The following is a 26,263-nucleotide window of genomic DNA, read 5'->3' as shown; positions in this document are numbered from 1 at the left end:
CAGGAGAGACAAGCCATGTGTGGAATCGTAGGCGCCATCGCCGAGCGCAATATCACCCCGATCCTCGTCGAAGGCCTCAAGCGCCTCGAATACCGCGGCTATGACAGCGCCGGTGTGGCGGTTATCGACAACGGCGGCGTGCTGGAGCGCCGTCGTCGCGCCGGCAAGGTGTCGAGCCTGGAGCAGGCCATCGAGGAACTGCCTCTGCTCGGTCGCCTGGGCATCGCCCACACCCGCTGGGCCACCCACGGCGCGCCCACCGAGGCCAATGCCCACCCGCACTTCTCCAACGGCGAAGTGGCGGTGGTGCACAACGGCATCATCGAGAACTTCGAGCCCCTGCGCGAAATGCTCAAGGCGCGCGGCTACGTGTTCACCTCGCAGACCGACACCGAGGTCATCGCCCATCTGCTGCACCTGCGTCTGGGCGAGCTGGGCGACCTGACCGTTGCGCTCAAGGCGGTGGTCAAGGAGCTGCACGGCGCCTATGGCCTGGCGGTGATCAGCAGCAAGCAGCCCGACCGCATCCTCGCCGCCCGTAGCGGCAGCCCACTGGTCGTGGGCCTGGGCCATGGCGAGAACTTCCTCGCTTCCGACCAACTGGCGCTGCGCCAGGTCACCGACCGCTTCATCTACCTGGAAGAAGGCGATATCGCCGAAATCCGCCGCGATGGCCTGCAGCTGTGGGACGTCGACGGCAATTCGGTGCAGCGCGAGGAAGTGCGCTACCACGAAGGCGCCGAGGCAGCCGACAAGGGCGGCTACCGCCACTTCATGCTCAAGGAGATCCATGAGCAGCCGGCCGTGGTGCAGCGCACCCTGGAAGGCCGCCTGGGCACCCAGCAGGTGCTGGTGGACAACTTCGGCCCGCAGGCCCGCGAGCTGCTGGCCAAGGTGCGCACCGTGCAGATCGTCGCCTGCGGTACCAGCTACCACGCCGGCATGGTCGCCCGTTACTGGCTGGAAAGCCTGACCGGCATCCCCTGCCAGGTCGAGGTCGCCAGCGAGTTCCGCTACCGCAAGGTGGCGGTGCACCCGGATTCCCTGTTCGTCACCATCTCCCAGTCCGGCGAAACCGCCGACACCCTGGCCGCGCTGCGCTACGCCAAGGAGCTGGGCTTCCTGTCGAGTCTGGCGATCTGCAACGTCGCCACCAGCTCGCTGGTGCGCGAGTCGGACATGACCCTGTTGACCAATGCCGGCCCGGAAATCGGCGTGGCCTCGACCAAGGCCTTCACCACCCAGCTGGTCGCCCTGCTGCTGTTGACCCTGGGCATCGGCCAGGTGCAGAACCGCCTGAACGAAGGCGTCGAAGCCGAGCTGGTGAGCGAGCTGCGCCGCCTGCCGACCCACCTGGAAGAAGCCCTGGCGATGGACAAGGTGGTGGAGAAGGTCAGCGAGCTGTTCGCCGAGAAGCACCACACCCTGTTCCTCGGCCGTGGCGCACAGTACCCGGTGGCGATGGAAGGCGCACTGAAGCTCAAGGAGATCTCCTACATCCACGCCGAGGCCTACCCGGCCGGCGAGCTCAAGCACGGCCCGCTGGCGCTGGTCGACGCTGACATGCCGGTAGTTACCGTGGCGCCGAACAACGAACTGCTGGAGAAGCTCAAGTCCAACCTGCAGGAAGTCCGTGCCCGTGGCGGTGAACTGGTGGTGTTCGCCGAAGGCGGCAGCGGTATCTCCAATGGCGAGGGCACCCATGTGGTGGGCATGCCGGCGATCCACGACTGTCTGGCGCCGATCCTCTACACCGTGCCGCTGCAGTTGCTGTCCTACTACGTCGCCGTGCTCAAGGGCACCGACGTCGACCAGCCGCGCAACCTGGCCAAGTCCGTAACGGTGGAATAAGCCGGTCACCGTGGAATAAGCGCGCAGGCGTGACGAGAAAGGTCCCTTCGGGGGCCTTTTTTCGTTTCCGGGCAGCGGAAAGTTCGAGCGAGGGGCGGGGAATGCTCAACATTCCCCCGGTGCCTGCACGTCCGGGGGTGTGGACGGGGCACCGAGGCCAGGCGGCAGAGGCCGCTACACGAGGGGAATGGAAATCGACCTTGTCTTGTGGACAAGGTCGGGCTCCGGCCCTGCGAGGGGTACCTGACAAGTCTCCCGCAGGGTGGGGAGCGGGGCCAACGATAGAAGCTGGCTAGTGGCCGGTCAATCGGAAACGACAAACGTGCGTTCACAAGTGTCCGATATTCGAACCGAAAGGGCCGGTCTACCCCACGGATTTCGTTAGCCGGCTATCGGACATGTCTATACTGTTTCTGATTGTGTCCGTGAAAAATTCCGTCGCCGGAATCACGCGCGAGCACGGGACGGTAGAAGGAATTCCGTCCAACGAGACGGGAAGCCGTAACAACCGACAAGAGAATCCCCATGAACGCACCTGCCGCACCGCAGTATTCCGCCCATGAGCGCCGCTCGCGCATCCTGGCCATCGTCGGCGCCTCCTCGGGCAACCTGGTGGAGTGGTTCGACTTCTACGTCTACGCCTTCACCGCCCTGTATTTCGCCCATTCGTTCTTCCCTTCGGACGACCCGACCGTACAGCTGCTGAACACTGCCGGAGTGTTCGCCGCCGGCTTCCTGATGCGCCCCATCGGCGGCTGGATGTTCGGCCGCATCGCCGACAAGAAGGGCCGCAAGACGGCGATGATGATCTCCGTGCTGATGATGTGCGGCGGCTCCCTGGCTATCGCGGTGATGCCGACCTACGCCAGCATCGGCGTGGCCGCGCCGGCGCTGCTGCTGGTGGCGCGGCTGTTCCAGGGGCTCTCGGTGGGTGGCGAGTACGGCACCAGCGCGACCTACATGAGCGAAGTGGCGCTCAAGGGCCAGCGCGGTTTCTTCGCCTCCTTCCAGTACGTGACCCTGATCGGCGGCCAGTTGCTGGCGGTGCTGGTGGTGGTGATCCTGCAGCAGCTGCTGACCACCGAGGAGCTCAAGGACTGGGGCTGGCGGATTCCCTTCGTGGTGGGCGCCATCACCGCGGTGATCGCCTTCTACCTGCGCCGTTCGCTGCACGAGACGGCCAAGGAGTCGAACCTCAACCGCAAGGAGTCGGGCACCCTCTCCGAGCTGTTCACCCACCACAAGCGCGCCTTCTTCACCGTGCTTGGCTTCACCGCCGGCGGCTCGCTGATCTTCTACACCTTCACCACCTACATGCAGAAATACCTGGTCAACACCGCCGGGATGGACGCCAAGGTGGCCAGCGGCGTGATGACCTTCGCGCTGTTCTGCTACATGTGCATGCAGCCGCTGTTCGGCGCGCTGTCCGACCGCATCGGGCGCAAGACCTCGATGCTCTGGTTCGGTGCCCTCGGCCTGATCTTCACCTGGCCGATCCTCTCCGCGCTGAAGGCGGTGAGCAGCCCGTACCTGGCCTTCGTGCTGATCATCGCGGCCATGGCCATCGTCAGCCTGTACACCTCGATCAGCGGCCTGATCAAGGCGGAGATGTTCCCGCCGCAGATCCGTGCCCTGGGCGTGGGCCTGTCCTATGCGGTGGGTAACGCGATCTTCGGCGGCTCGGCGGAATACGCCGCCCTGGGCCTGAAGAGCATCGGCATGGAAGAGGTGTTCTACGTCTACGTCTCGGTCATGTGCGGCGTGGCACTTCTGGTCTGCCTGCTGCTGCCAGACCTGCGCAAGGTCAGCTACCTCAACGACGAGGACTGACCCTGCGCGACTTCGCTAGTCGTTGCCGCGGCCGCGCAGCGCGTGGTCGGGCAGCGCCAGTGCGATCAGCAGGGCCAGGGCGCCGAAGCCTGCGTTGATCAGGAACAGGTGGCCGAATACCCCATCCAGCGTGAGCCGCTGCGCCTCGTGGCCGGCTCCGCTGAGGCTGGCCAGCAGCGCGCTGGCCGACAGCCCGTGACCCGCTTCCCCCGCCAGCGGCTGCAGCATCGCCAGCAGCAGCGCGGACATCAGCGCGATCCCCACCGCCCCGCCCAATGAGCGGAACAGGGTGATGTTGCTAGTAGCAACACCCAGGTGCTTGGTCTCCACCGCGCTCTGCGCCGCCACCAGGCTGGTGGGGAACTGCGTGCCGGCGGCGATGCCGGTGAGCAGCATGCAGATACCCGAGACCAAGTACGAACTTGGCGGCGTCAGCGCCAGCCCGGCAATCGCCAGCGGCATCAGCAGGCCGCCGCCGACGATCTGCGGCTTGTAGCGGCCGATGATCGCGGTGAGACGGCCGCAGCAGTACGCGCCGATCGGCACGCCCATGGCCAGCGGCAGCAGGTGTAGCGCCGCGCTGTCCGCGCCCGCGCCGGTCACCGACTGGAAGCGCAGCGGCACCAGCACCGACAACGAAATGACCTGGAAGCTGGCGAAGAAGCTGATCAGCCAGCTCAGGGTGGCTGCGCGAATACCGAACAGATGCATCGGCACCAGTGGCTCCGGCGCGCGGCGTTCCTGCAGCACGAACAGCGCGATCAGCACCAGCGCGGCAATGAACAGCGCGAGCATCTGCGGGTCGTTCCAGCGCGCGCCCTGGCCGACCTCGGTGATCGCCAGCAGCAGGCTGCCCAGGCCGGCGATCATCAGCATGGTGCCGAGGTAGTCGATCACCGGCTTGCGCCCCGGAACCGGCAGGCCGCGCAGGGTCTGGCGCGACACCGCGAGGGCGACCAGGCCCACCGGCAGGTTGATCAGGAACACCCAGCGCCACGACAGGTACTCGGTGAGCACCCCGCCCAGCACCGGGCCGGCGATGCTCGCCACCGCGTACATGCTGCTGAAGTAGCCCTGGTAGCGGCCGCGTTCGCGCGGCGGGACGATGTCGCCGATGATCGCCTGGCTCACCGACATCATCCCGCCGGCGCCGATACCCTGCAGCACGCGGGCGAGCACCAGTTGCTCCATGCTCTGCGCGGCGCCGCAAAGCAGCGAGGCGACGGTGAACAGGCCGATGGCGAAGAGCATCAGCACGCGGCGCCCGTAGAGGTCGCCGAGCTTGCCGTAGATCGGCATGGAGATGGTCATCGCCACCATGTAGCCGGAGATGACCCAGGCCAGCAGGTCGAAGTCGCCGAAGCCGGCGGAGATCGCTGGCAGGGACACGGCGACGATGGTCTGGTCGAGCGCACCGAGGAAGATCGCCAGCATCAGCCCCACCAGCACGGTGCGGACCGCCGGACGCGGCTCGGACAAGGTATTCAAGGAAGGCCCCCTTCACTGCAGAGGTGCACCGGCCGGGATGGGCACGGGCGAGCCCAGTGTAGTGCAAGGCAGCGGCGAACTGTCACACCGCGGCGATAGTTACCGCTCAGGAAAGGCTCTATCTCAAGGCTGGCAAAGATACCCAGCGAAGCGGCTGCTACGCTTTACGGGCGAGCTGTCTTGCCGAGCTGTTCTTTTTGGAACGCAACCCGCCGGGGCGTACTCCACTGCAATGGAATCGTCAGGCTTACCGCAGTGGTCGGCGCCCGATAGTTTTTCGCGGGCCAGGCCATAGGCGAAGACTATGGGCGTGCTGGTCTATAGTTCCTCAGCCCTGTGACCAGGAGGTTTGCATGAACGCCAATCTGCCCTCTGAGTTGCTGTCCCTGCAGTTGCCCTTGCGCATCCGCATCGGCGACGCCCAGGCCTTCGACCTGGGCCCCGACCCGCAGGTAACTCTCGTCGTGCGCGATCCGACGCTGCTGACCGAGATCACCCATCCCAGCCTCGACATCCTCGGCCGCGCCTACGTCGAGAACCGCATGGATATCGAGGGGCCGATCGGCGAAGTGATCGCCATGGCCGACGCCCTGAGCACCGCGCTGGGCGACGACGATGGCGACGCCGACTACGTGCGCGAAAGCCACGACAAGGCCACCGACGCCGAAGCCATCCATTACCACTACGACCTCTCCAACGCGTTCTACCAGCTCTGGCTCGATCCGCAGATGGTCTACTCCTGCGCCTACTACGAGACCGGCAACGAAACTCTGGCCGCCGCACAACTGGCCAAGCTGCGCCACCTGTGCCGCAAGCTGCGGCTGAAACCAGGCGAGAAGCTGCTCGATGTCGGCTGCGGCTGGGGCGGGCTGGCGCGCCTGGCCGCGCGGGAGTTCGGCGCCCAGGTACACGGCATCACCCTCAGCGAGGAACAGCTCAAGCTGGGCCGCGAACGGGTCAAGGCCGAGGGCCTGGAAGACCAGGTCACGCTGGAACTGCTGGATTACCGGGACCTGCCGCGCGATGGCCGCTACGACAAGGTGGTCAGCGTCGGCATGTTCGAGCACGTTGGCCACGCCAACCTCGGCCTGTACTTCCAGCAGCTGTATGACGCGGTGCGTCCCGGCGGGCTGGTGATGAACCACGGCATCACTTCCAGCAACACCGACGGCAGCCCGGTCGGGCGTGGCGCCGGGGACTTCATCGACCGCTACGTATTCCCCCACGGCGAGCTGCCGCACCTTTCCCTCGCGGTGGCGCGGATGAGCGAGGCCGGGCTGGAGGTGGTCGACGTCGAGGGCCTGCGCCTGCACTATGCGCGCACCCTGGACTTCTGGAGCGCCAACCTCGAAGCGAAGCTGGCCGAAGCGGCCAAGCTGGTGCCCGACCAGGCGCTGCGCATCTGGCGCCTGTACCTCGCCGGCTGCGCCTACGGCTTCAAGAAGGGCTGGATCAACCTGCACCAGATTCTGGCCAGCAAACCCCACCCTGACGGTGGCCATGAAGTGCCCTGGAGCCGCCGCGACATCTACTCCTGAGCCTTTCCCGCGTACTGCATCGGGCCCGCCTTGGCGGGCCCGATGCGTTCAAGGCGCGGCGTTAAAAGCTTGCATCGACGGGCGCGGGAGGCTAAACCCCCTTTCCCCACTGACTCTTTGGTAGATGAATCATGGTGAATTTCTTCCCCGATCTGTCCCTCGTCGAACTCTCGCCCGAGCAGGCGCCCTGGTCGCTGCTGCTCAAGGCCGACCCTAGCCGCGAGCAGATCGAAAGCTACCTGGCCGGCTCGCGGCTGCTAGCGCTCAACGAAGCCGACTCGGTGCGCGGCGTGCTCACCCTGACCCCGCGCGAACCCGGCGTTGCCGAGATCACCTGCGTTGCGGTGGAGGACGAATGGCAGGAGCGCGGCCTGGGCCGGCGCCTGCTGCTGGCGGCCATCGAGCAGGCGCGCGAGACCGGCCTGCAACGCCTGACCATCGCCACCGGCAACTCCAGCCTGGCCCAGCTCGGCCTATACCAACGCGTGGGCTTCCGCATCGTCGGCATCGAAGTCGATCACTTCGTCCGCCACTACCCCGAGCCGATCTTCGAGAACGGCATCCAGTGCCGCGACCAGATTCGCCTGGCGCTCGATCTCAGCGCCTGACCGAACCCCTAGCCGCGCACCCAGCGGCTCACCGCCACCGCGTCGTGGGCGTGTAGGCTTTCGGCATGCACCACGCGGACCTCGAAGCCGGCCAGCTCCTGGCGCTCGCGCAGGGCGCGGTGCAGCCGGCGTGCGGCATCCTCGCAGAACATCAGGTTCTGCCCGTTGGCCAGGGCGAAGGCCTGTTCATCAGCGCGCTTCACGGCGGTCTGCACCGCCGTACCGAGGGCGGCTTCGGCCTGGTCGATCAGCTCGTCGAAGGCGAACGCGTCCGTGGCCGGGTCGAGCTGCAGCCGCAGCTGTGCCTCGCTGCGCTGGCTGTGCGGTGTAGCGACTATGCCCTGCGGGCTGCCAAGCCAGGCGCGGACCTCGCTGGCCTTCAGCGGGCGCCCGGCGAAGTCGCTGTCGAAGCGCTCCTGGATCAGCTGGCGCGCCAGTGCGGCGGAGCAGGGGCAAGTGGACGAGTAGGCCAGTGTCAGGCGCAGCTCCAGTTGCAGCACGTCGCCCTCCAGCTGCGCGTGGACTTCGCAGGGGTAGCGCTTCCAGCCGCTCAGCGGGCTGACCAGCGCCGGGCGTCTGAGCATCAGCTCGAAGCGCAGTGCCAGGCTGGCGCGCTGGGAGAGCTGTGCGTGGCTCTTGAGGAACTGGCCCAGCAGCCCGCGCAGCAGGGCCGGTGAAAGCTCGTCCTCGGCCAGCGCCTCCAGCTCCAGGAACAGCCGCGACATGTGGATGCCGCGCGCGTCGGCTTCATCGAGGCTGACGCCGGCGTCGGCGAAGGCGGCAACCCGTTCGCCGGCTATACGCAGCGGCACGGCGATGCCGTGCATGCCGACCCAGTCGAGCGGGATGGGCAGGCGGGTGGATTGGCAGGCGATATCGGGCAGCAGGGCAGTCATGGGCGGGTCACGGTCGGCAATTGTTATAATATAACGTATTTGCTTCGCGACGATCCCGCAATGGGCTCGTCAGCGTTCCTGCTGCTTGCAGCCACTGACGCGCCCGCAACTCAGCCGTGCGCTGTCGCCCGACGAGTTGCTGAAGCGGCTGATGTTGGTCCAGCCGATGCCGCGGCTGGTGCCGATCCAGATCTGCCCGTCGCTGGCCACTCCGCTGAAGAACGTCAGGCTGCCGTAGCGCGTGCCAGTCTGTGCCCAGCGCCGCCCGCTGCTGGCGTCGTAGCCGCGCAGGTAGGTGTCATGGCCCTGGGTGACGATGCTGTAGAGGCTGCCGGAATCCTCCATGCAGGCCAGCACATTGGCCGACCAGGCGCAGCGCGCCGGCTGCTCGCCGGGGAAGGGGATCGGCAGCTGGCCGGAGGCATGGGCACCGACGGCGGACAGGCTGGCGAGCAGGGTGAGCAAAGCGCGGCGTGGCATCTGGGGTCTCGGAAGGGGTGGAGCGGAGTACCGGTATCGCACGGCGACAGCGGCCTTGTCGATTCGCAGGGGCGACTACCGGTGCTCGGTTGCTGATTGCAGGCTTCTGATTGCGAAGCAGTGCATTGTTATAATATAACATAAAAGATCACTCCCTTCCGGAGACGGTCATGACCGAACAGGAACTGCTCGCCCAGCCCGGCGAGGCCTACATGAACGAGGCGCAACAGGGCTATTTCCGCGAACTGCTGCTGGGCCAGCGCGACGAGCTGCAGGTGCGCATCTCCGAAGAGTTCCAGGCGCTGCAGGACCCTGAGCGGGCCAGCGACGAGGCCGACGTGGCCAGCCGCGAGGAGGCGCGCCAGTGGCAGCTGCGCCTGCTGGAGCGCGAGAAGAAGCTGCTCGACAAGATCGACCAGGCGCTGGAGCGCCTGGCCCGGGGCGAATACGGCTGGTGCGAGGAAACCGGCGAACCGATCGGCTTGCGCCGCCTGCTGCTGCGCCCCACCGCCTCGCTGTGCATCGAGGCCAAGGAGCGCCAGGAACGGCGCGAACTGCACGTCCGCGAAGCCTGAATACCCTGGAGATGATCCCCTTGAACAGCATCGTGAACACCCCGCTCCCCGTTACCGTCCTGTCCGGCTTCCTTGGCGCCGGCAAGAGCACGCTGCTCAACCACGTGCTGAAGAACCGCGAGAACCTCAAGGTCGCGGTCATCGTCAACGACATGAGCGAAATCAACATCGACGGCCGCGAAGTGCAGCGCGACGTCAGCCTCAACCGCGGCCAGGAACGCCTAGTGGAAATGAGCAACGGCTGCATCTGCTGCACCCTGCGCGAGGACCTGCTGGAAGAGGTCAGCCGCCTCGCCGGCGAGGGCCGCTTCGACTACCTGCTGATCGAATCCACCGGCATCTCCGAGCCGCTGCCAGTGGCCGAGACCTTCACCTTCCGCGACGAACAGGGCCGCAGCCTGTCCGACCTGGCGCGGCTGGACACCCTGGTCACGGTGGTCGACGGGCTGAACTTCCTCGCCGACTACCAGGGCCAGGACAGCCTCGCCGAGCGCGGCGAAACCCTCGGCGAGGACGACGAGCGCTCGCTCTGCGACCTGCTGGTGGAGCAGGTGGAGTTCGCCGACGTGATCCTGGTGAGCAAGATCGACCTGATCGGCAGCGCCGAGCGCGACGAGCTGCTGGCGATCCTGCGCCGGCTCAACCCCGATGCCAACATCCAGCCGATGGTGATGGGCCAGGTGCCGCTCAAGACCATCCTCGACACCGGCCGCTTCGACTTCCAGCGCGCCGAGCGTGCGCCGGGCTGGCTCAAGGAGCTGCGCGGCGAGCACCTGCCGGAGACCGAGGCCTACGGCATCTCCTCGGACGTCTACCGTGCGCGCCGGCCCTTCCACCCGCAGCGCTTCCACGAGTTCCTCGCCCAGCCCTGGAGCAACGGTCGGCTGCTGCGCTCCAAGGGCTTCTTCTGGCTAGCCAGCCGCTACCGCGAGGCGGGCAGCTGGTCCCAGGCCGGCGGCCTGATGCGCCATGGCCTGGCCGGTCGCTGGTGGCGCTTCGTGCCGCGCGAGCACTGGCCGCAGGACACCACCGAGCTGCAGGGTGTGCTGCGCCACTGGCGCGAGGAGAGCGGCGACTGCCGCCAGGAACTGGTGTTCATCGGCCAGAACCTGGACTTCCCGCAGCTGTTCGCCGAGCTGGACGACTGCCTGCTGGACGACGACGAGATGGCCGCCGGCAGCACTGCCTGGAAGTTGCTGGACGATCCGTTCGAGCCCTGGGAGAGCCAGGCCTGATGCTCGCCCTGGAAACGCCGACCTGGCCGCGCCAGGTGCTGGGCGAAGACCCGCAGGTGCTCGCCGACGTGCTCAAGGAGGACGTCAACCTGGCCGTCTGGCAGCGCACCTTGTACCCGGAAGTTGCCACCTTCGCCGGCTGGCTGAGTGGCCAGCCGGTGGATATCCGGCAGAGCCTGGACGTGCACGACGAGCGCGTGGACCTGGGCGGTGTGCTGCGTGAATACGCGCTGCTCGATGGCTGCTCGCTGCTGCGCGCCGACCTGCAATGGCTGGCCGAAGCCTTCGCCTGCCTGACCGGTGCGAAGGTCATAGGCCTGCGCCTGCGCAGTCTGGAGCGCGCCATGTGCCCGCGCTTCCATGTCGACCATGTAGCGCTGCGGCTGGTCACCACCTATGCCGGGCCGGCCAGCGAATGGCTGGAGGAATGGGCGATGGCCCGCTCGCGCCTGGGCGATGCGACGGCGGAGCCGAACAGCCGCGCGGAAATCCGTCGGATGAGAGTGGGGGACGTCGGCTTGTTCAAGGGCGAGAAATGGGCCGGCAACCAGGGCGGTGGCGTCGTCCACCGCTCGCCCGCGCCGCCGCCCGGCGAGCGCCGGTTGCTGCTGACGCTGGACTGGCTGGGCTGATCAGCCCGGCTGGCGCGCGGGCAAAAAAATGGGTCGCTCGCGGGGAGCGACCCGATTCACCAAGATCATGCCCGGCGTGGGGTGCCGAGAGGGTGTGAGGTACCCGACGTCAGTAAGCCCGAGGCTTGTGACAGGGCGATGACCGTACCTCAGGGTTTGCGCCACTGGCCGTTGCTCTGCTGCTCGCAGTACGGCTGGAGGATGCGCGCGTCGCTGGCCACGCCGTAGTAGTGGATGTCCTGGCGGTAGGGCACGCCCTGGGTCTGGGCGTTCTCGCAGACACCGAAGGCGCCGCTTGGGCAGCTCTCGGCGTAGGTCACCTCGACCTTCTGGTCCTTCAATTGCGGCTGGCAGAAGCCCTCGCGGAAAAGTTTTTCCGGGATGGTGCGATTCTGCTGGCAGATCTTCACGTCGACATCCTTGCCCTGGCTGTGCACCACGCAGGCCTCGCCATGGGCGAACAGGGGCAGGCAGGCGAGGGCGAAGGGGAGGAACTGGCGCATGGTCGGTCCGCTGGCGTTTGACGAAGCCGCGACTCTAGCGCTTTTCCCCGCGAGCGTCAGGCGGCACCATGGGCGAATGTTGAAGCAGATCCCGACTCATCTCATCGCCGGCCCCCTCGGGGCGGGCAAGACCAGCCTCCTGCAGGCGCTGCTGGAGCAACGCCCGGCGGGCGAGCGCTGGGCCGTGCTGGTCAACGAATTCGGCCAGGTCGGCTTGGACGCCGCGCTGCTGGCGCGCGACGAGGACGGCATCGCCCTGGGCGAGGTCGCCGGCGGCTGCCTGTGCTGTGTGAACGGTGCGCCGTTCCAGGTCGGCCTCGCGCGCCTGCTGCGCAAGGCCAGGCCGCAACGACTGTTCATCGAGCCCTCCGGCCTCGGCCATCCGGCGCAGCTGCTGGCGCAGTTGCGCGCCGCCCCCTGGGAGGGTGTGCTGGCGGTGCAGCCGATGCTGATGGTGCTGGATGCCGCCGCGCTGGCCGCCGGGCAACCGTTGCCCGAGGCACAGCAGCTGGCGCTCGGCGATGCGGCGCTGCTGCTGATGAACAAGTCCGAAGGCCTCGACGAAGCTGTCCGCGCTGCTTTGGCGGCGCGCCTGCCGGCGGTGCCGCTGCGCTGGACGACTCATGGCCGACTGGCGCTGGCGGACCTGCCGACCAGCGCCGCCGCCGAGGCGAGCGCTGATTTGCCGCAGGCTGCATCGGCCGGCGAGCCGGCGATGCTGTTGCGCCGCGAGCTGCCCCTGCGCCAGGTGCGTATCGAGGACGGCCGGCAGGCGATTGGCTGGCGCTTCCACCGCGACTGGCGCTTCTCCATTGAAGGGCTGGACGCCTGGCTGACGGGGCTTCCCGGCCTGCTGCGGGCCAAGGCGGTGGTGCATGGCGAGGTCGGCTGGCAGGCGTGCAATCGGACCGCCGCTGCCGAGCCCTGGACGCCCAGCGCGTGGCGCAAGGACAGTCGCATCGAGCTGATCCTGTCAACCGAAGTTGACCCACAGGCCTTGCAGGACGGGCTTTTGCGCTACGCCATCGCACCTGACTGACAGACGAGGTTGCCCTCGCGCGACTAGTGAATGATAATAATTATCAGAAGATGTTGCTTCGTGAACTCTCCCCGCAGGCTTTCTCATGTCGTTACCCCAACCGCGCGAAGCGGCGGACGCCAGTCCAGCCGTAGACGCTGAGGAACAGCTGTTCACTTCCGCCACGGCGGATGACGGCGCCCATTTGCCCAGCGTGAACGCCCAGCGCGTGAATGAAGCCACCCTGCGACTGGTCAGTTGCGCTGGCCCGCGCCGCGACGAGGAAGTGGTTCCCGAAGAAGTGCTGATTCCCTACGCCGCGCCGGTCGAAGGCGTGGAAGAGAGCGACCAGCCGCCGCCACCCGGTGGCTGGTGGAAATCCTCCGGTCTGGCGATTGCCATGCACGTGGCCATCGTTGCCGCGCTGGTCTGGGTGATGCCGACTCCCGCCGAGCTGAACCTGGGCGCGGGCGAACTGCCCAAGGCCATGCAGGTCAGCGTCGTCACCCTGCCGCCCAAGCCTGAGCCGGTACAGCAGCCGCCCGCTGCCGCGCCGACCCCGCCGCCGCCGGAACCCGAGCCGCCGAAACCCATCGAGCCGCCCAAGCCGGTGGAAAAGCCCAAGCCCAAACCCAAGCCGCCCGAGAAGGCCGTACCCAAGGTTTCGCCCAAGCCCAAGCCGAAACCCAAGCCCGAGCCTGACCCCGAGCCGGCCGAGGAAGCGCCTGCGCCGCCGACCCCGGCTGCACCGCCGCCGCCTGCCGCGCCGACCGTGGGCCAGTTCACCCAGGGCGCCCAGGCTGCGCCGAGCGGTTCGCAAGGCCCGGCCGGCCTGCCCACCGGCAGCCTCAACGACAGCGATATCAAGCCGCTGCGCATGGACCCGCCGGTCTACCCACGCATGGCGCTGACCCGTGGTATCGAAGGCCGGGTGAAGGTGCTGTTCACCATCACCAGCGATGGCCGCATCGCCGACATCCAGGTGCTGGAGTCCACGCCGCCGCGGATGTTCGACAACGCCGTACGCGACGCCATGGACAAGTGGCGCTTCGAGCCCCGCGTCAGCGGCGGGCGGATCGTCGCGCGGCAGGCGACCAAGGTGTTCTTCTTCAAGCTCGAAGGGCGTCGCTGACGGTCTGCCGAGCCAAACGAAAAACGCGCCCAGGGGCGCGTTTTTTATTGTCTGTAATCTGCTGTGGCGTGATTTTGCGTAGGAGCGGACTTTGTCCGCGATAGGTCCGCATCGCGCCGGATGCCATCGCGGACGGAGTCCGCTCCTACGCCAGGTTCAACTCCCTGCGCAGCAACTCCAGCGCCTCCCGCGGCCCACCCACTGCGATCTTCGCTGGCACGCCGAGCATCAGGTTCAGCGGCAGGCCGAAGGCCTCGACCTGGTTGCCGTCGCGGTCGCGGCCCGGCTCCTGGCCCTGCCATTCGCACGGCAGGCGCTCGATGCAGTTGCCGCCCTCGTCGAGGTAGCCGAACAGCGGCTTGCCCAGCGCGGCGGCGAAGCCCAGTTCGAAGGCCGTGCCGCTGTCCGGCTCGGTGCCGCGGAAGGGGTTGAGGTTGGCCAGCACCGCGTCGGCCTGGCGGATCAGTTCCAGGTTCGCCTGGTAGATCCAGCGCGCCTGCTCGGCCGGCTCGACTATGCCGTCCGGCACCGAATGGTCCAGCGGGTAAAGCCCCTGCACTCCGAACTCGGTGCACAGGGCCTTGAGCCGCTCGCCCTGTTCGAAGGCGTCGGGGCGGAACACGTCGGGGCCGGCGAGGTACAGCTTGAGCATGGTCAGAGTCCCATGAACGACAGCATCAGGAAGGTGGCGAACAGCACGAAGTGGGTCATGCCCTCGATGGCGTTGGTCTTGCCGTCATGCAGGTTGTAGCCGGCGACCATCAGGGTGATGAACATCATGCCGGTCTGCAGCGGGGTCATCGCCATCTGGATCGGCTGGCCCTTGAACAGCGCCAGCGCCTCGATCACCGGCACGGTGAGGATCACCGTGGACAGCGAGGCGCCCAGGGCGATGTTGACCACCGGCTGCATGCGGTTGGCCATGGCCGCGCGCAGGGCGGTGAGGATTTCCGGGCTGGCGGAGATCGCCGCCACCAGCAGCGCCGGCACGATGGGCGGCACGCCGCTGCCTTCCAGGCCGACGTCCAGGGCCTTGGACATCACCTCAGCCAGGGCGCCGATCAGCACCACGCCGACCACCAGCATGCCCATGGACTGCTTGCTGTTGCCGGGGGCTTCATGGCCTTCGGCGTGCTCGCCATGGGTGGCGTAGTTGTAGCTGAAGAAGTAGCTGTGCTGGCCGGTCTGCATGCGCAGGAACAGCGCGTAGAGCATGACCATGCAGCCGATGGTGAAGAACGAGTAGAGCTTCCACTGTTCGGCCGGGATCAGCTCCGGCACCACCATGGAGATGCCCACGGCGGTGAGGATCATGGTCACGTAGGTCTTGCCCGAGTCGTCGTTGTACGACTGCTCGCCGTGCTTGAGGCCGCCCAGCAGCGCGGCCAGGCCGAGGATGCCGTTCATGTCGAGCATCACCGCGGCGTAGATGGTGTCGCGGGCCAGGGTCGGCGAGTGGTTGTGGTTCATCATGATCGCCAGGATCACCACTTCCACCAGCACCGCCGCCAGGGTCAGGATCATCGTGCCGTAGGGCTCGCCGACCTTCTCCGCGAGGATCTCGGCATGGTGCGCCACGCGCAGCGAGACACCGATGATCACCGCCAGCAGCGCACTGGCGGTGATCCCCGCGAGCAGCTTGCCGCCGCCCAGCAGGCTGTGCTCCAGCGGGTACACCGCCACCGCCACCAGCAGGGCGATGAGGAGGAATTTTTCGTCTTTGAGCGCGCGTAGCATCGAGGGCTGTCCATTTCCGAAGAGAAGCGAGGGCGCCATCTTAGGCAATGCACCACAGGCGCACCAGCGCCGCCCGGCCGCGCACCATAGGGAGTCACGCTCGCACCGCGAATGCACTGCGAAGGCCCTGGCAGGGGTGACTTGTCCACCTGGTCAGGTAATTGCATTGGCGCTCCCTGCCGGAGCGCCGCGCTCCGTCCAAGACACTGCATACACGGACTGCATCGACGGGAGCGTCAATGAACAACAAGACCCTGAACACCCTGCTGCGTGGCCTGGTCCTGGCCATGGGCCTTGGCGCCAGCCTGGGCGCCAGCGCTGCCGACCCGCTGAAGGTCGGCTTCGTCTACGTCGGCCCGGTGGGCGACCACGGCTGGACCTACCAGCACGAGCTGGGCCGCCGCGAGCTGGTGGAGCACTTCGGCGACAAGGTGAAGACCAGCTTCGTCGAGAACGTCGCCGAGGGCGCCGATGCCGAGCGAGTGATCCGCAACATGGCCAAGGACGGTTACGACCTGGTCTTCACCACCTCCTTCGGCTTCATGAACCCCACCGCCAAGGTGGCGAAGCAGTTCCCCAAGGTCACCTTCGAGCACGCCACCGGCTACAAGCAGGACAAGAACCTGGGCACCTACCTGTCGCGCTCCTATGAGGGCCGTTATGTCGGTGGCTACCTGGCGGCGAAGATGACCAGGTCGCACAAGATCGGCTACATCGCCTCCTTCCCGATCCCCGAGGTGATCCGCGACATCAATTCCATCCAGCTGGCGCTGAACAAGTACGACCCGCAGGCCGAGCTGAAGGTGATGTGGGTGAATACCTGGTTCGACCCGGGCAAGGAGGCCGACGCGGCCAACGCGCTGATCGACCAGGGCGTGGACGTGCTGTTCCAGCACACCGACAGCCCTGCGCCGATCCAGGCCGCCGAGCGTCGCGGCGTCTATGCCGTGGGCTACGCCTCGGACATGCAGCACTTCGGGCCGAAGACCGTGCTGACCTCCATCGTCAACGACTGGGGCCCGCACTACATCAAGTCGACCCAGGCAGTCATGGACGGCACCTGGAAACCGCAGGACTTCTGGGGCGGTCTGGCCGAGGAAACCGTCGTGCTGCCGCTCAACCAGGACGTGCTGCCGGCCGACGTGCAGGCCGAGGCGAGCCGGATCATCGCCGACATCCGCAGCGGCGTCTTCCACCCCTTCACCGGCCCGATCAAGGACCAGAGCGGCAAGGAACGCTTCGCCGCCGGGGTGAAGGCCAGCAACGCCGACCTGGCTTCGATGGACTACTACGTCGAAGGCCTCAAGGCCGACCTGCCCAAGTAACCGCCCGGCCATGAACCTGTAGGAGCGAGCTTGCTCGCGAACCGATATTTCGCCAGCAGCCCTGCTCCTGCCAACAGCAGGCTTTGCACGAGAACGAACCATGGACCGCCTTCCCGTCATCGATATCGCCCCGCTCTACGGCCGCGACGAATCCGCCTGGCCCGACGTGGCCCGGCAGATCGACAGCGCCTGCCGCGAGTGGGGTTTCTTCTACATCAAGGGTCACCCGCTGCCGGCCGAGCGCTTCGCCGCATTGCTGGCCGCAGCGAAGGCTTTCTTCGCCCAACCGGCCGCCGAGAAGCTGCAGATCGATATCACCCGGAGCCGCAACCATCGCGGCTACGGCGCCATCGCCACGGAACAGCTCGACCCCGAGTTGCCCAGCGACTTCAAGGAAACCTTCGATATGGCCCTGAACCTGCCGCCCGAGCACCCCGATGTGCTGGCCGGCAAATCGTTCTACGGGCCCAATCGCCACCCCGACCTGCCGGGCTGGGAGGCGCTGCTGGAAGCGCACTACGCCGACATGCAGGAACTGGCCAGCACCGTGCTGCGCGCGCTGGCCATCGCCCTGGGGATCGACCGCGAGTTCTTCGACCGGCGCTTCGTCCAGCCGGTCAGCGTGTTCCGCATGATCCACTATCCGCCGGCCGCGGCCCGGCAGAGCAGCGACCAGCCCGGCGCCGGCGCGCACACCGACTACGGCTGCGTGACCCTGCTGTACCAGGACGATGCCGGCGGCCTGCAGGTGCAGAATCGCCAGGGCGACTGGATCGACGCGCCGCCGCTGGACGGCACCTTCGTGGTCAATATCGGCGACATGATGGCGCGCTGGAGCAACGACCGTTACCGCTCCACCCCGCACCGGGTGATCAGCCCCGAGGGCGTGGATCGCTACTCCATGCCGTTCTTCGCCGAGCCGCACATGGACACCGCCATCGAGTGCCTGCCCGGCTGCTTCGATGCGGACAATCCGCCGAAGTACCCGCCGACCACCTGCGGCGACTGGCTGACTTCACGCTTTGCCGCGACCTACGCCTATCGCCGGGAGGATGTGGCTTGAAGGTTTGAACGCAGCGTGTCTGGGCTGCTCAGTTGGGCAGTCCGCTACGTTCGAGGAACTGCCGCTGCACGGCGAGAATCCGGTCAGGCTCGGCCTTCAGGGCCAGGTAGCTGCGGTTCAGGTCTTCCGCCAGGGATTCCTTCTGCGCCTTGTCGGTCGTCTGGCTGTAGCGCTTGAGCTGCTGGTAATAGGCGATCTGCTGTTCGTAGTAGTGCGACAGGCTGCCGGCGAACTTGCCGGCATCCACGCTGTGCTGGAGTTGCTGGACCTGGTTGAGGTTCCTTTCCAGGTCGGCGATGCGGCTGTCGGGGCTGTCGCCGTGGGAGCCGGCGCCGGCATCGAACTCGCCGCGGATCAGCCGTTCCATGTCGGTGTCGATCAGCTGCGCGCTATGCAGGAACGAAGGCGCGACCGCCGCGTTGTACTCCAGGTCGGCGGGCTTGCCGCAGGCTGCCAGGAGCAGCGGCAGCAACAGGATTGCCAGTGACTTCTTCATGGGGTGCCCCGGGGGACTGGATGAGGAGGGCGATTCTAGAGAGGGGGGCTGGGGCGGACATTCATGGATGTCTGTCTTTGCTGTCGGAAATATCTTCACCAGACCTTCGGGCGCCGCAGCGTCGCTAGCCGCCGGTGGCGGCGGGTGCCGGTTCGCTGGGGAGGCCGGATTTCTCCATGAACTTCTTCTGGCTGTTGAACAGGCGGTCCGGTGCCGCACTGAGCAGCACGTAGGACGCCTGCAGCTCCTCGGCAAGGCCGTCGCGCTTGGCCTTGTCGGTGGCGCGCAGATAGCGCCGCAGGTTCTGGTAGTAGCCCACCTGAAGCTCATAGTAGCCGCTCAGATTGCGCGAAAAACGCTCGGCGTTGTCGCTGTGGCGGAGTTTCTCGACCTGGTCCAGGGCCAGTTCGAGGTCGTCGATCTGCCGGCGCAATTGTTCCAGGCGCAGGTCGCGGGTGGACGGCGAGGTGATGTCGAACCCGCCATCGAGGAAGAGACGATGGTCGCGGTCGAATTGCTGCATGTTCTGCGCAAGCGCCTGGCTGACGCGCTCGTTGTAGACGAAGTCCAGAGAGTCCTCGCAGGCGGCGAGAGCCAGGGGCAGCAGGATGGCCAGCACCTTCTTCATGAGCGAGTCCGTTGGCAGTTGGGAAGCGGACGATTGTAGGAAGACTGCTGGGCGGAAGATTTCGCGGAATTCTGTCTTTTCCGTCAGAATTGCCTTTTGGCGCTGCGTGCATGCTCTTGATGGCCGCGCCGCTCCGGACTGATTGCCTGGCGAGCCCGTGTACCCCTGGCGGAGCTGCCACCCGATAACGAGATCTCACCATGTACGATTGGCTCAACGCCTTGCCCAAGGCCGAACTGCACCTGCACCTGGAGGGTTCGCTGGAGCCCGAGCTGCTCTTCGCCCTGGCCGAGCGCAACAAGGTCGCCCTGGCCTGGGGCGACGTCGAGAGCCTGCGCAAGGCCTATGCGTTCAACAACCTGCAGGAATTCCTCGACCTCTACTACGCCGGTGCTGACGTGCTGCGCACCGAGCAGGACTTCTACGACCTGACCTGGGCCTACCTGCAGAAATGCAAGGCGCAGAACGTCATCCACGTCGAGCCGTTCTTCGACCCGCAGACCCACACCGACCGTGGCGTGCCCTTCGAGGTAGTGCTTCGCGGCATCCAGGGCGCGCTGAAAGATGGCGAGAAGCAACTGGGCATCAGCCACGGCCTGATCCTCAGCTTCCTGCGCCACCTGTCCGAGGAAGAGGCGTTCAAGACCCTCGACCAGGCCATGCCGTTCCGCGACGCCTTCGTCGCCGTCGGCCTCGACAGCTCCGAAGTCGGCCACCCGCCGAGCAAGTTCCAGCGCGTGTTCGACCGCGCCCGCAGCGAAGGCTTCCTCACCGTCGCCCACGCCGGCGAGGAAGGCCCGCCGGAGTACATCTGGGAAGCCCTGGACCTGCTCAAGATCGAGCGCATCGACCATGGCGTGCGCGCCATCGAGGACGAGCGGCTGATGCAGCGCATCATCGACGAGCAGATCCCGCTGACTGTCTGCCCGCTGTCCAACACCAAGCTCTGCGTGTTCGACCACATGCGTGAGCACAACATCCTCGACATGCTCGAACGCGGCGTGAAGGTGACGGTGAACTCGGACGACCCGGCCTATTTCGGCGGCTACGTCACCGAGAACTTCCAAGCCCTGCACGAGCACCTGGGGATGACCCAGGAGCAGGCCCAGCGGCTGGCGCAGAACAGCCTGGATGCGCGGTTGGTGAAGTAAGGCTGATGTGAACCCTCTCCCTGCGGGAGAGGGTTTCGTCGACGTCCCGATCCGTCCCCCCATCTGGCGCCCGCGACCTTTCGCGCAACCCCTGCTACCCCTATAAGGACGCCTCTCCCACCGTCACGAGGTAGCAGCATGAACAGGATCGTCGCCATCACCGGCGGCTTCGGCCATCTGGGCAGCGTGGTCGGCCAGGCATTCGCCGAGGCCGGCTGGCAGGTCGCGTTGCTCGACCGCGCGGTCGGCCCGCGTTATCCACAGGCCGGCGCGTTGTCCGTCGGCGGCGTCGACCTCACGGACTCGACCGCCGCACGCGCCGCGCTGGAGCAGGTCAGCGAGCATTTCGGCGGGCTGGATGCGCTGATCAACGTGGCCGGCGGCTTTCACTGGGAAACCCTCGGCGATGGCGACATCGACACCTGGGACCTGATGTACCGCATCAACCTGCGCACTGCCGTGGTCTCCAGCCAGGCCGCGCTGGCGCACCTGAAGGCCCGTGGGCATGGGCGCATCCTCAACATCGCCGCCGCTGCCGCCACCCGAGCGGCACTGGGCATGGGCGCCTATGCGGCGTCCAAGGCCGGCGTCATGCGCCTGACCGAGGCGCTGGCGGAGGAGCTGAAGGACGCGCGCATCACCGTCAATGCGCTGATGCCGAGCATCATCGATACCCCGCAGAACCGTGCGGACATGCCTAACGCGGAGTTCGACCGCTGGGTGAAGCCGGAGCAACTGGCGGCGACGCTGTTGTTCCTCGCCTCGGACGCCGCAGCGGCTATTACCGGGGCGTGCATTCCGGTGACTGGGCGGGTCTGATTACTCGGCTTTCGTAGGGCGCATAACCCGGCACGGGTTATCCGCCGCGATGGCGGATAACGCCGTAGGCGTTATGCGCCTTACGTACCTGGCTTCGGTCGCGTTGATGATCACCGGCGCGTGCATTCCGGTGACCGGCCGCGTGTGATTGTGCGGCTTTGGTAGGGCGAATAACCCGGTACGGGTTATCCGCCGCGATGGCGGAAAACGCCGTAGGCGTTATGCGCCCTACGTATTGAGCAACGGGGCTCTTCGTAGGAGCGAGCTTGCTCGCGAACGGCCCACGTGCTGGAGCCGCCGGGAAATCTGTTCGCGAGCAAGCTCGCTCCTACAGGTGGCTTCTGCTCAGGCTTCTACGGCCCCCACACTGCGCAGGAACGCCGCCAGGCACGGGTTGTCGTTGTGCGGGCTCCAGGCGGCGCCGTATTCCACCTGCGGTGACTGGCCGATGGCGCGGAAGGCCACGCCGGGCAGCTGCATGCGCCGCATCGAGTCCGGTACCAGTGACACCCCCAGCCCCTCGGCCACCAGGTTGACGATGGTCTGCTGCAGGTGCGTCTCCATGCGCACCGCCGGGGCGAAGCCGTGCTGGCGGCAGCACTCCATCACCGATTCGTGCAGTGCTGGCGCCGTGGCTGGCGGGAAGGTGATGAAGGGTTCGCCGGCCAGTTTCGTCACGTCCAGTTCCGCGCCCTGCGCCAGGAAGTGATCGGCCGGCAGCACCGCGCACAGCGGCTCGCGCTGCAGTGTGCGGTAGAGCCGCTGGCCCGGCTCGCGCTCGGGGAAGGTCAGGGCGACATCCACCTCGCCGCTGTCCAGAGCGGGGCCGAGGTCGCGCGGCAGCATCTCGTTGAGCACCAGCTTCACCTCCGGGTGACCGTCGGCGAAGGTCTTCAGCAGGCGCGGCAGCAGCGTCCAGGCGGCAAGCATGGTGAAGCCGATGCGCAGCTCGCCGCGCTCCCCACGAGCAGTGGCGCGCGCCGAGCGCACGGCGAGGTCGAGGCCGGCGAGCAGTGCGCGGGCCTGCTGCTGGAAGTCGCGGCCGGCGGCAGTCAGCTCCACCGAGCGTGAATGCCGCGCAAACAAAGGCGTGCCCAGCTCCTCCTCCAGCGCGGCGATCTGCCGGCTCAGCGGCGGCTGGGTGATGTGCAGCGCCTCGGCGGCGCGGCCGAAGTGCAAGTACTCGGCGAGGGCGAGGAAATAGCGCAGCTGGCGGAAGTCGATCATCGATACGGATCAGGTATGGATTGGCGTCTTAGTAAGCATTGGACGGTATCGATTGGCAACCCTATGCTCGCCTGCCGCTCCCGCACTCCAGGTTCCCTGCCATGCACACCGTGTTCGCCGTCGTCCTGCCGATCTTCGCGCTGATCCTGGTCGGATGGCTGTGCCGGCGCACCAATCGCCTCGGCCCGCAGGCAGCCTCGGAGGTCAACAAGCTGGTGGTCTGGCTGTGCTTGCCGGCGCTGCTGTTCAAGGTGACGGCCACCGCGACCTGGGCGGAAATCTGGCAACCGGGTTTCCTCGCTGCCTTCACTGGCGGCTGCCTGCTGGTGTTCTTCGCCACCCTGGTCTGGCGTCTGGCTCAGGGTCGTTCCTTGCCGGCGGCGAGCATCGACGGTCTCAGCGCGTCCTACGCCAATACCGGCTACATGGGCATTCCGCTGTGCCTGCTGGTGTTCGGCCAGGACGGCCTGGAGCCGGCGCTGATCGCCTCCCTGCTGGTGGTCTGCGTGCTGTTCGCCATCTGCGTGGTGTGCATCGAGGTCGGCCTGCAGGAGGAGAAGTACATCGGCCGCGCCGTCTGGGTGGTGATCAAGGCGCTGGGCAAGAACCCGCTGGTGGTATCGCCGATCATCGGCGGCCTGTGGGCGGTGACCGGCATCGGCCTGCCGGCGCCATTGCTGCATTTCCTCGACATGCTTTCTGCTGCGACCACGCCGTGCGCGCTGGTCTCGCTGGGCCTGTTCCTGGCGCAGAAGCAGGAGGGCGAACAGGTCGGCGCCTGGCCGCTGGTGGCGATCAAGCTGATCGGCCAGCCGCTGCTCACCGGCTTCCTCGCCTACCAGGTGTTCGACCTGCCACCGCTGTGGGCGGACTCGGCGCTGCTGCTCAGCGCGCTGCCCACCGGTACCGGGCCGTTCATGCTCGCCGAGTACTACCAGCGTGAGGCGGCGGTGGTGTCGCGGAGCATCCTGGTGTCGACGTTGGGGTCGCTGGTCACGCTCTCCCTGTGCCTGCTGTGGATCGCCCGATAGCAGACGTTGCGTAGGAGCGGACTCTGTCCGCGATCGGTCCGCAGCGCGCCGGAAGCCATCGCGGACGGAGTCCGCTCCTACGTTTTCAGCGGCATCGGCGTAACCCTGTAGGAGCGAGCTTGCTCGCGAACCGCCCAGCGCCGGAGCCGCCGGAAAATCTGTTCGCGAGCAAGAACTAGGCGTCCCCCTCGCTCCTACAAAAACCGGGCATAAAAAAACGGACCGGCCATCACGGGGATGGCAGGTCCGTTGCGCAAACGCAGGGGAGCGTCACCGGGAAAAGGTGACGCGCCAGACGCAGCCCCTCAGGCGTATGGCCCGAATTGCGTCAACGTTGCGATCAAGCCGGTTCGGTCAGCGCGCCCGTAGCGCGCGCGGATAGTTGGCGGCCGGAGATCCGGTGGGCGTCGCCCGCCGGTGCCGTGCCCTTGTCGTAGGGCTTGGCCAGCAGCATGTAGAGCAGCCCCGCGCCCAGCACCACGGCGGTGGTGAGGATCATCGAGTAGTTCATGTACCAGGGCGCGTCCGGGGTACGCGGCCAGACCATGTTGGCGATGGCGCCCAGGCCGTAGATCAGCGCACCGATGTTCACCAGCGTGCCCCACGGGCCGAGGCTGAACTGGCCGCCAGGCACCCAGCCGCGGGCGCGGGCGATCAGTGCGGCGATGACGATCAGCTGGAAGGCCACGTAGATACCGATGGCGGCGAAGCCGACGATGGTCGCGGTGGCGTCGGCCATGAACAGGCCCAGGCAGACGATGGCCGCCGGGACCACGCCGCTGACGATCAGCGCTGCCGAAGGCACGTGGTTGGACGACAGGCGCTGCAGCACGCGGCTGCCGACGATCATCTCGTCACGGGCGTAGGCGAACAGCAGGCGGCTGGCGGCGGCCTGCAGGCTGAGCACGCAGGAGATGAACGACACCAGCACCACCGCCATCACCAGGCGCGAGCCGAGCGGGCCGAAGGCGTTGGCGAGGATGGTGGCGACCGGGTCGGTGTCCTGGCCGCTGAGCACCTTCTGCATGTCCGGCACGGAGAGGATCAGTGCCAGGCAGGCGAACATCGCGGCGGCGCCGCCGATGTAGATGGTCATGCGCATCGCCTTGGGAATCCGCGTGCCGGGGTTCGGGGTTTCCTCGGCAACGTCACCGCAGGCCTCGAAGCCGTAGTACTGGAACAGCCCGGCCAGCGAGGCGGCGAGGAACGCCGGCAGGTAGGATCCGTTGACGTTCAGGCCGTAGGTGTTGAACAGCACGCTGAAGCTCTGGTGGCGCTCGAAGATCAGCAGGTAACCGCCCACCAGGATGGCGCCGATCAGCTCGCAGAGGAAACCGAACATGGCCACCCGCGCCAGCAGCTTGGTACCCACCAGGTTGAGGCCGGTGGAGACCAGGATCAGCACCAGCGCGATGTAGATGCTGACGTCGGCGTTCGGCTCGAAGCCGAGCAGGGCAGCGAGATAAGGGCCGGCGCCGACGGAGACGCCGGCAATGGTCGTGCACAGCGCCCAGGCATACACCCAGCCCACCATCCACGCCCAGCGCTTGCCTACCAGGCGTCGCGCCCAGGGATAGACGCCGCCGGAAATGGGGAACTGCGAGACGATCTCGCCGAAGATCAGGCACACCAGCAGCTGGCCCAGGCCGATCAGCAGGTACGACCAGAACATCGGCGGCCCGCCGGCGGCCAGGCACAGGCCGAAAAGGGTGTAGACGCCGACCACCGGCGACAGGTAGGTGAAGCCCAGGGAGAAGTTCTCCCACAGGCTCATGCTGCGTTCGAAGTTGGAGCTGTAGCCGAGGGCAGCGAGCTGCTCGGCATCGGAATCGGTAACGCCAGCGGCACGCTTGGCAGGGGACCCACTCATCGTTGTTTCCTCTCGGGGGGTTGATGGGCAGAAGGCAATCGACCGGCGGGCCTCACGACGCCCGCCGGTTCCCTTTTCGGGTTTGTAGTTGTGTGTACTGCTGTGGAGTTACTGGCCGTCGTCGAACTGCGAGAGCCACTGCACCGCCTGCTGGTGGTAGCGGGTGAAGCCCTTGTAGTCGACGAGCTGCTGGTCGAGGCTCTTGAGCACGCGGTGCATGCGCTTGGCCCACGCCGGGTTGGTGGCGATGTCTTGCAGGCTCAGCAGGTAGGTGCGGATCGGGAACACGATGGCGTTGCTGCGCGGCAGACGGTGCAGCGGTTGCAGCTCGATGCGCAGGTAGACCTTCTGCCCTGCGTTCTCGGCGGTGACCGTGGTGCGGTCCGGCGCCCACTCGGGCAGGGACTCGGCGGACACGTCCAGGCGCGGGTTGACCGTCAGCGACCAGTTCAGACGACGCACCGGGTGGCCGTTGCGCAGGCGCAGGAGGAACTTCAGCGCGCGGTCGAGCATGCCGGTTTCCTTCACCAGCGGCACCGGGCCGTGGAACTCGTGCCAGGCCATGCCCAGGTTGAAGCGCAGCGAGTAGTCGGCGCGCTGGGTGGCGATGCCCGCGCCCCAGTACAGGGTGCCGTCGCGTTCTTCCTGCAGGACCCAGTCGCCCTGGGCCTGGCGGGTGACGTATTCCATCGGCTCATAGGGCAGGGTCGACGGATCACCGAAGGTGAAGGTGTCGTCGATGTTCAGCAGCTTGTTGGTCCAGTGCCAGCGGGTGCCGTCCTTCTCCAGGGAGAAGTACTCCGGGTAGTCCTTGGCGTAGGCCTCCATGATCAGTTCGAGCAGGTCCCACTGCGCCTCCATCATGTGCGGCGCGGAGACGTAGTGCATGCCCGGGTCCTTCTCCAGGGTGATCGCACGGTCGCGGCACTCGCTGATGTAGTGCTCGTCGATGTCGAACACCGCGCGGAAGGCGTCGGTGCCCACCGAGACGTGCGGCTCCAGGTTCATCGAGTACATGTACTCGTCGTCCGGGAAGGGCCAGGGCGCGCGGTCGATGCAGGCCTGGCTGTTGGCGTAGGTGTAGTCGTCGCGGTAGGTTTCGTCGGGGCGGAATTGGATGGTCATGGTCG

Annotated in this window: 25 protein-coding genes; 14 read left to right on the top strand and 11 right to left on the bottom strand. The window is 66.8% G+C overall.

What is annotated here, in order from left to right; translation table 11 throughout:
• The first annotated feature begins 15 nt into the window (after window positions 1–15).
• Complete coding sequence (glmS, locus tag QO207_RS00910; protein WP_301478890.1) at window positions 16–1,851, top strand: glutamine--fructose-6-phosphate transaminase (isomerizing); 1,836 nt, start codon at window positions 16–18, stop codon at window positions 1,849–1,851.
• A 525-nt stretch (window positions 1,852–2,376) separates the two neighbouring features.
• On the top strand, window positions 2,377–3,681 hold the full coding sequence (locus tag QO207_RS00905; protein WP_301478889.1) for an MFS family transporter: 1,305 nt from the start codon (window positions 2,377–2,379) through the stop codon (window positions 3,679–3,681).
• Window positions 3,682–3,696: 15 nt separating this feature from the next.
• On the opposite strand, the gene QO207_RS00900 is transcribed toward QO207_RS00905, so the two are convergent.
• Window positions 3,697–5,169 carry an MDR family MFS transporter gene (locus QO207_RS00900; protein WP_301478888.1) on the bottom strand — a complete coding sequence of 491 codons (1,473 nt, stop codon included), beginning with the start codon at window positions 5,167–5,169 and terminating at the stop codon, window positions 3,697–3,699.
• Between the two features lie 353 nt (window positions 5,170–5,522).
• Between QO207_RS00900 and cfaB the strand changes: the two genes are divergently transcribed.
• Window positions 5,523–6,707 carry a C17 cyclopropane fatty acid synthase CfaB gene (gene cfaB, locus QO207_RS00895; RefSeq protein WP_301478887.1) on the top strand — a complete coding sequence of 395 codons (1,185 nt, stop codon included), beginning with the start codon at window positions 5,523–5,525 and terminating at the stop codon, window positions 6,705–6,707.
• A 131-nt stretch (window positions 6,708–6,838) separates the two neighbouring features.
• Complete coding sequence (locus QO207_RS00890; RefSeq protein ID WP_301478886.1) at window positions 6,839–7,315, top strand: N-acetyltransferase; 477 nt, start codon at window positions 6,839–6,841, stop codon at window positions 7,313–7,315.
• A gap of 8 nt (window positions 7,316–7,323) precedes the next feature.
• Here the strand turns inward: QO207_RS00890 and folE2 are convergent, their stop codons facing one another.
• Together folE2 and QO207_RS00880 are read right to left on the bottom strand one after the other, a co-directional pair.
• Window positions 7,324–8,211, bottom strand: a complete 888-nt coding sequence (gene folE2 / locus QO207_RS00885; protein WP_301478885.1) for a GTP cyclohydrolase FolE2 — start codon at window positions 8,209–8,211, stop codon at window positions 7,324–7,326.
• 69 nt (window positions 8,212–8,280) lie between these two features.
• On the bottom strand, window positions 8,281–8,691 hold the full coding sequence (locus tag QO207_RS00880) for a hypothetical protein (protein ID WP_301478884.1): 411 nt from the start codon (window positions 8,689–8,691) through the stop codon (window positions 8,281–8,283).
• Between the two features lie 170 nt (window positions 8,692–8,861).
• On the opposite strand from QO207_RS00880, the gene dksA reads away from it, so the two are divergent.
• The 3 genes from dksA to QO207_RS00865 are packed head-to-tail and all read left to right on the top strand — an operon-like array spanning window position 8,862 to window position 11,133.
• Entirely contained in the window at window positions 8,862–9,266 is a 405-nt protein-coding gene (gene dksA / locus QO207_RS00875; protein ID WP_301478883.1) for an RNA polymerase-binding protein DksA, read from the top strand.
• A gap of 32 nt (window positions 9,267–9,298) precedes the next feature.
• The gene (gene zigA, locus QO207_RS00870; protein ID WP_301479395.1) at window positions 9,299–10,501 is read left to right on the top strand and encodes a zinc metallochaperone GTPase ZigA; all 1,203 of its coding nucleotides are present in this window, start codon (window positions 9,299–9,301) and stop codon (window positions 10,499–10,501) included.
• Entirely contained in the window at window positions 10,501–11,133 is a 633-nt protein-coding gene (locus tag QO207_RS00865; protein WP_301478882.1) for a DUF1826 domain-containing protein, read from the top strand. Before zigA ends, QO207_RS00865 begins: the two co-directional genes overlap by 1 nt.
• Before the next feature lie 149 nt (window positions 11,134–11,282).
• Here QO207_RS00865 and QO207_RS00860 read toward each other — a convergent pair whose 3' ends face one another.
• Window positions 11,283–11,636 carry an NADH:ubiquinone oxidoreductase gene (locus tag QO207_RS00860; protein ID WP_301478881.1) on the bottom strand — a complete coding sequence of 118 codons (354 nt, stop codon included), beginning with the start codon at window positions 11,634–11,636 and terminating at the stop codon, window positions 11,283–11,285.
• A gap of 76 nt (window positions 11,637–11,712) precedes the next feature.
• Between QO207_RS00860 and QO207_RS00855 the strand changes: the two genes are divergently transcribed.
• Together QO207_RS00855 and QO207_RS00850 are read left to right on the top strand one after the other, a co-directional pair.
• Window positions 11,713–12,675 carry a GTP-binding protein gene (locus tag QO207_RS00855; protein WP_301478880.1) on the top strand — a complete coding sequence of 321 codons (963 nt, stop codon included), beginning with the start codon at window positions 11,713–11,715 and terminating at the stop codon, window positions 12,673–12,675.
• A gap of 85 nt (window positions 12,676–12,760) precedes the next feature.
• Window positions 12,761–13,786: an energy transducer TonB gene (locus QO207_RS00850; protein ID WP_301478879.1), complete on the top strand. Its 1,026-nt coding sequence runs from the start codon at window positions 12,761–12,763 to the stop codon at window positions 13,784–13,786.
• Between the two features lie 145 nt (window positions 13,787–13,931).
• On the opposite strand, the gene QO207_RS00845 is transcribed toward QO207_RS00850, so the two are convergent.
• Both QO207_RS00845 and QO207_RS00840 read right to left on the bottom strand, forming a co-directional pair.
• Window positions 13,932–14,438 (bottom strand): nucleoside 2-deoxyribosyltransferase, encoded by a 507-nt coding sequence (locus QO207_RS00845; RefSeq protein ID WP_301478878.1) that lies wholly within the window; start codon window positions 14,436–14,438, stop codon window positions 13,932–13,934.
• A 2-nt stretch (window positions 14,439–14,440) separates the two neighbouring features.
• Window positions 14,441–15,523 carry a calcium:proton antiporter gene (locus QO207_RS00840; RefSeq protein WP_301478877.1) on the bottom strand — a complete coding sequence of 361 codons (1,083 nt, stop codon included), beginning with the start codon at window positions 15,521–15,523 and terminating at the stop codon, window positions 14,441–14,443.
• Between the two features lie 239 nt (window positions 15,524–15,762).
• Here QO207_RS00840 and QO207_RS00835 point away from each other — a divergent pair, with 239 nt between their 5' ends.
• Together QO207_RS00835 and QO207_RS00830 are read left to right on the top strand one after the other, a co-directional pair.
• Window positions 15,763–16,848: a BMP family ABC transporter substrate-binding protein gene (locus QO207_RS00835; RefSeq protein WP_301478876.1), complete on the top strand. Its 1,086-nt coding sequence runs from the start codon at window positions 15,763–15,765 to the stop codon at window positions 16,846–16,848.
• A 100-nt stretch (window positions 16,849–16,948) separates the two neighbouring features.
• Window positions 16,949–17,911 (top strand): 2-oxoglutarate and iron-dependent oxygenase domain-containing protein, encoded by a 963-nt coding sequence (locus QO207_RS00830; RefSeq protein WP_301478875.1) that lies wholly within the window; start codon window positions 16,949–16,951, stop codon window positions 17,909–17,911.
• A gap of 28 nt (window positions 17,912–17,939) precedes the next feature.
• On the opposite strand, the gene QO207_RS00825 is transcribed toward QO207_RS00830, so the two are convergent.
• Window positions 17,940–18,407, bottom strand: coding sequence for a hypothetical protein (locus tag QO207_RS00825; RefSeq protein WP_301478874.1), 468 nt, complete (start codon window positions 18,405–18,407; stop codon window positions 17,940–17,942).
• A 124-nt stretch (window positions 18,408–18,531) separates the two neighbouring features.
• Window positions 18,532–19,035, bottom strand: coding sequence for a hypothetical protein (locus QO207_RS00820; RefSeq protein ID WP_301478873.1), 504 nt, complete (start codon window positions 19,033–19,035; stop codon window positions 18,532–18,534).
• Between the two features lie 200 nt (window positions 19,036–19,235).
• On the opposite strand from QO207_RS00820, the gene QO207_RS00815 reads away from it, so the two are divergent.
• Together QO207_RS00815 and QO207_RS00810 are read left to right on the top strand one after the other, a co-directional pair.
• Window positions 19,236–20,186, top strand: a complete 951-nt coding sequence (locus tag QO207_RS00815; protein WP_301478872.1) for an adenosine deaminase — start codon at window positions 19,236–19,238, stop codon at window positions 20,184–20,186.
• A gap of 138 nt (window positions 20,187–20,324) precedes the next feature.
• Window positions 20,325–21,005, top strand: coding sequence for an SDR family NAD(P)-dependent oxidoreductase (locus QO207_RS00810; protein WP_301478871.1), 681 nt, complete (start codon window positions 20,325–20,327; stop codon window positions 21,003–21,005).
• A gap of 345 nt (window positions 21,006–21,350) precedes the next feature.
• On the opposite strand, the gene QO207_RS00805 is transcribed toward QO207_RS00810, so the two are convergent.
• On the bottom strand, window positions 21,351–22,232 hold the full coding sequence (locus QO207_RS00805) for a LysR substrate-binding domain-containing protein (protein ID WP_301478870.1): 882 nt from the start codon (window positions 22,230–22,232) through the stop codon (window positions 21,351–21,353).
• 101 nt (window positions 22,233–22,333) lie between these two features.
• On the opposite strand from QO207_RS00805, the gene QO207_RS00800 reads away from it, so the two are divergent.
• Window positions 22,334–23,263 carry an AEC family transporter gene (locus QO207_RS00800; protein ID WP_301478869.1) on the top strand — a complete coding sequence of 310 codons (930 nt, stop codon included), beginning with the start codon at window positions 22,334–22,336 and terminating at the stop codon, window positions 23,261–23,263.
• Window positions 23,264–23,603: 340 nt separating this feature from the next.
• Here the strand turns inward: QO207_RS00800 and QO207_RS00795 are convergent, their stop codons facing one another.
• Window positions 23,604–25,133 carry an APC family permease gene (locus QO207_RS00795; protein WP_301478868.1) on the bottom strand — a complete coding sequence of 510 codons (1,530 nt, stop codon included), beginning with the start codon at window positions 25,131–25,133 and terminating at the stop codon, window positions 23,604–23,606.
• Between the two features lie 108 nt (window positions 25,134–25,241).
• Window positions 25,242–26,258 (bottom strand): DUF3445 domain-containing protein, encoded by a 1,017-nt coding sequence (locus tag QO207_RS00790; RefSeq protein ID WP_301478867.1) that lies wholly within the window; start codon window positions 26,256–26,258, stop codon window positions 25,242–25,244.
• Window positions 26,259–26,263 lie beyond the last annotated feature (5 nt).

The organism is Pseudomonas sp. CAN1, assembly GCF_030462585.1.
In the GTDB taxonomy this organism is placed as follows: Bacteria; Pseudomonadota; Gammaproteobacteria; order Pseudomonadales; family Pseudomonadaceae; genus Pseudomonas.
The sequence above is the reverse complement of the archived record's forward strand: the minus strand, read 5'-3'. Positions and strand labels throughout refer to the sequence as shown.

Excerpts from the sequence above, each read along its gene's own strand:
- glmS (WP_301478890.1), top strand. The coding sequence starts at position 16 with ATGTGTGGAATCGTAGGCGCCATCGCCGAGCGCAATATCACCCCGATC.
- QO207_RS00905 (WP_301478889.1), top strand. The coding sequence starts at position 2,377 with ATGAACGCACCTGCCGCACCGCAGTATTCCGCCCATGAGCGCCGCTCG.
- cfaB (WP_301478887.1), top strand. The coding sequence starts at position 5,523 with ATGAACGCCAATCTGCCCTCTGAGTTGCTGTCCCTGCAGTTGCCCTTG.
- QO207_RS00890 (WP_301478886.1), top strand. The coding sequence starts at position 6,839 with ATGGTGAATTTCTTCCCCGATCTGTCCCTCGTCGAACTCTCGCCCGAG.
- folE2 (WP_301478885.1), bottom strand. The coding sequence starts at position 8,211 with ATGACTGCCCTGCTGCCCGATATCGCCTGCCAATCCACCCGCCTGCCC.
- QO207_RS00880 (WP_301478884.1), bottom strand. The coding sequence starts at position 8,691 with ATGCCACGCCGCGCTTTGCTCACCCTGCTCGCCAGCCTGTCCGCCGTC.
- dksA (WP_301478883.1), top strand. The coding sequence starts at position 8,862 with ATGACCGAACAGGAACTGCTCGCCCAGCCCGGCGAGGCCTACATGAAC.
- QO207_RS00865 (WP_301478882.1), top strand. The coding sequence starts at position 10,501 with ATGCTCGCCCTGGAAACGCCGACCTGGCCGCGCCAGGTGCTGGGCGAA.
- QO207_RS00860 (WP_301478881.1), bottom strand. The coding sequence starts at position 11,636 with ATGCGCCAGTTCCTCCCCTTCGCCCTCGCCTGCCTGCCCCTGTTCGCC.
- QO207_RS00855 (WP_301478880.1), top strand. The coding sequence starts at position 11,713 with ATGTTGAAGCAGATCCCGACTCATCTCATCGCCGGCCCCCTCGGGGCG.
- QO207_RS00850 (WP_301478879.1), top strand. The coding sequence starts at position 12,761 with ATGTCGTTACCCCAACCGCGCGAAGCGGCGGACGCCAGTCCAGCCGTA.
- QO207_RS00845 (WP_301478878.1), bottom strand. The coding sequence starts at position 14,438 with ATGCTCAAGCTGTACCTCGCCGGCCCCGACGTGTTCCGCCCCGACGCC.
- QO207_RS00840 (WP_301478877.1), bottom strand. The coding sequence starts at position 15,523 with ATGCTACGCGCGCTCAAAGACGAAAAATTCCTCCTCATCGCCCTGCTG.
- QO207_RS00835 (WP_301478876.1), top strand. The coding sequence starts at position 15,763 with ATGAACAACAAGACCCTGAACACCCTGCTGCGTGGCCTGGTCCTGGCC.
- QO207_RS00830 (WP_301478875.1), top strand. The coding sequence starts at position 16,949 with ATGGACCGCCTTCCCGTCATCGATATCGCCCCGCTCTACGGCCGCGAC.
- QO207_RS00825 (WP_301478874.1), bottom strand. The coding sequence starts at position 18,407 with ATGAAGAAGTCACTGGCAATCCTGTTGCTGCCGCTGCTCCTGGCAGCC.
- QO207_RS00820 (WP_301478873.1), bottom strand. The coding sequence starts at position 19,035 with ATGAAGAAGGTGCTGGCCATCCTGCTGCCCCTGGCTCTCGCCGCCTGC.
- QO207_RS00815 (WP_301478872.1), top strand. The coding sequence starts at position 19,236 with ATGTACGATTGGCTCAACGCCTTGCCCAAGGCCGAACTGCACCTGCAC.
- QO207_RS00810 (WP_301478871.1), top strand. The coding sequence starts at position 20,325 with ATGAACAGGATCGTCGCCATCACCGGCGGCTTCGGCCATCTGGGCAGC.
- QO207_RS00805 (WP_301478870.1), bottom strand. The coding sequence starts at position 22,232 with ATGATCGACTTCCGCCAGCTGCGCTATTTCCTCGCCCTCGCCGAGTAC.
- QO207_RS00800 (WP_301478869.1), top strand. The coding sequence starts at position 22,334 with ATGCACACCGTGTTCGCCGTCGTCCTGCCGATCTTCGCGCTGATCCTG.
- QO207_RS00795 (WP_301478868.1), bottom strand. The coding sequence starts at position 25,133 with ATGAGTGGGTCCCCTGCCAAGCGTGCCGCTGGCGTTACCGATTCCGAT.
- QO207_RS00790 (WP_301478867.1), bottom strand. The coding sequence starts at position 26,258 with ATGACCATCCAATTCCGCCCCGACGAAACCTACCGCGACGACTACACC.